Source organism: Paracoccus sp. (in: a-proteobacteria) (assembly GCF_030536915.1).
In the GTDB taxonomy this organism is placed as follows: Bacteria; Pseudomonadota; Alphaproteobacteria; order Rhodobacterales; family Rhodobacteraceae; genus Paracoccus.
The window spans coordinates 1-2,692 of record NZ_JAUNPC010000177.1 but is presented as its reverse complement, the minus strand read 5'-3'; the positions used below and the strand labels follow the sequence as shown (position 1 = coordinate 2,692).

At 71.1% G+C, this 2,692-nt stretch carries 2 protein-coding genes; both read left to right on the top strand.

Features of this window, described 5'->3' with window-relative positions:
• The first annotated feature begins 253 nt into the window (after positions 1–253).
• Positions 254–1,138: a DUF6504 family protein gene (locus Q4F04_RS15420; protein WP_303370674.1), complete on the top strand. Its 885-nt coding sequence runs from the start codon at positions 254–256 to the stop codon at positions 1,136–1,138.
• Positions 1,135–2,692: PHP domain-containing protein (locus Q4F04_RS15415; RefSeq protein ID WP_303370673.1), on the top strand; the 1,558-nt coding region annotated here is incomplete at its 3' end. The genes Q4F04_RS15420 and Q4F04_RS15415, both read left to right, overlap by 4 nt.

Sequence of the window (2,692 nt, the reverse complement as noted above, 5' to 3'; positions counted from 1 at the left end):
GCGATGCTGGAGGCCTTTGTGGGGCGGCGGGTGATGTCGGGCGTCACCGCACGTGCGGCCGTCGCTGACACCTGGGGCGCAGCCCACGCTCTGGCGCGGCATGTCGCCGCCCCCAACCTCATCGCGGCCCCCGGCGCGGCCGAGGGCGTCCTGGCGCCCCTGCCCCTCCAGGCGCTGCGGCTGCCGCCGGCCACGGTCGCCGGATTGAACACCTTGGGCTTCACCCGCATTGGCGATCTTATCGGCCAGCCCCGTGCCCCGCTCACCCGCCGCTTCGGGCCGAGCCTCTGGCGCAGGATCGACCAAGCGTTGGGCGCGGCCGCAGAACCCATCGAGCCTGTCCGCCCGGAAGGCCTCGTCGAGGTGCGCCGAACCCATCGCCGCCGCCGAGACCATCGCCCGCTACATCGGCAAGCTCGTCGTGACCTTGTGCGAGCAGATGGAAGAACGCAGACTCGGCGCCCGCCGCCTCGATCTCTTCTGCCACCGGATCGACAACGACCTGCAGACGGTGCGTGTCGGCCTCGCCCGGCCGGTCCGCGACCCGAAGCCGCTGACCCGGCTCCTCTGCGCGCGCATCGAAACGATCGACCCGGGCTATGGCATCGAGATCCTGGTGCTGGCGGCCACCCTTGCCGAGCCACTGGAGGCCCGGCAGGCGGCGAGCCTGCTGGAGGAGCCTGCGCCCGATCTGGCCGGGCTGATCGACACCCTGGCGAACCGCGTCGGTGCGGGAGCCGTCTACCGCATCGTGTCCGTCCCCAGCGACGTGCCCGAGCGATCCGTGCGCCGCATCCCCGCCTTGGCGGAGGACGCGGGCGACGGCTGGCCCGGTCACTGGCCCCGTCCCGCGCGCCTCTTGCCCCGTCCCGAGCCCATCGAGACCATGGCGCTCCTGCCCGACCATCCGCCTGCCTGGTTCGCCTGGAAGGGCGTGCGCCGCCGGGTGCGGCGGGCCGACGGCCCCGAGCGCATCTTCGGGGAATGGTGGACGCGGGATGCCGAGCGGACGGCCGTGCGCGACTACTTCCGGGTCGAGGACGACGCGGGCGAGCGCTACTGGATCTACCGCGCGGGCGACGGCGAGGACGTGGCTACCGGCTCCCATCGCTGGTTCCTGCACGGGGTCTTCGGATGAGCCGATATGCCGAGCTGCAGGTGACCTCGCAGTTCTCCTTCCTGCGCGGCGCGTCCTCGGCCGAGGAGTTGTTCGCCACCGCCGCCGTCCTGGGCATCGAGGCCCTGGCCGTGGTGGATCGCAACTCCCTCGCCGGGATCGTGCGGGCGCACGAGGCGGCCAAGGCCACCGGCGTGCGGCTCGTCGTGGGCTGCCGGCTGGACCTGGCCTGCGGCATGTCCGTGCTGGTCTATCCGACCGACAGGGCCACCTATGCGCGCCTCTGCCGACTGCTCACCCTGGGCAAAGGCCGCGCCGGCAAGGGCAAGTGCCACCTCGACTGGTCCGATCTCGCCGCCCATGCCGAGGGGCTGATTGCGGTGCTGGTGCCGGACCTGGCAGACGAGGCCTGCGGGATGCGCCTGCGCCGGTTGCGCGAGGCCTTCGGCGACCGGGCCTACCTGGCCCTCACCCTGCGCCGGCGCCCGAACGACCAGCTGCGGCTGCACGAGCTGGCGACGCTTGCCGCCCGCATGAGGGTGTCGAGCGTGGTGACCAACGACGTGCTCTACCACGAACCCGCCCGACGCATCCTCCAGGACGTGGTCACCGCCATCCGCCACACCACCACCGTCGAGGCCCTGGGCCTGCGGCGCGAGCGCCACGCCGACCGCTACCTGAAGCCCTCCGCCGAGATGCACCGGCTCTTTACGTGCTACCCCGAGGCCGTCGCCCGCACGCTCGAGATCGTCGACCGCTGCCGCTTTTCGCTGAACGAACTAGGCTACCAGTATCCCGAGGAACGGGACGACCCGGCGCTGACCCCGCAGGAGACGCTGGAACGGCTCACATGGGAGGGCGCACGCGAACGCTACCCTGATGGCATCCCCGACGAGGTGGCGGCCACCCTGGGGCACGAGCTGCGCCTGATCGGCAAGCTGGCCTACGCCCCCTACTTCCTGACGGTCCACAGCATCGTGCGCTTCGCCAAGTCAAAGGGCATCCTCTGCCAGGGACGCGGGTCGGCCGCGAACTCGGCGGTGTGCTTTGTCCTCGGCATCACCTCGATCAATCCGGCAGACGGCAACCTCCTCTTCGAGCGCTTCATCTCCGCCGAGCGGGCCGAGCCGCCCGACATCGACGTCGACTTCGAGCATGAACGGCGGGAGGAGGTCATCCAGTGGGTCTACAAGAACTACGGCCGCGACCATGCCGCGCTCTGCGCCACCGTGATCCGCTACCGCGCCAAGGGCGCGCTCAGGGACGTCGGCAAGGCCCTGGGCCTGCCCGAGGACTTGATCCGCGCGCTGTCCTCGCAGATCTGGGCCTGGTCCGAGGAGGGCGTCACCGACGCCCAGATCCGCGAGCTGAACCTTGATCCCGCCGACCGCCGCATCCGCCTGACCATGGAACTGGCCGCCCAGCTGCACGGCGCGCCGCGGCACCTCAGCCAGCATCCCGGCGGCTTCGTGCTGACCCATGACCGGCTCGACGACCTGGTCCCCATCGAGCCTGCCGCGATGGAGGGGCGCCAGATCATCGAATGGGACAAGGACGACATCGACGCGCTGCGCT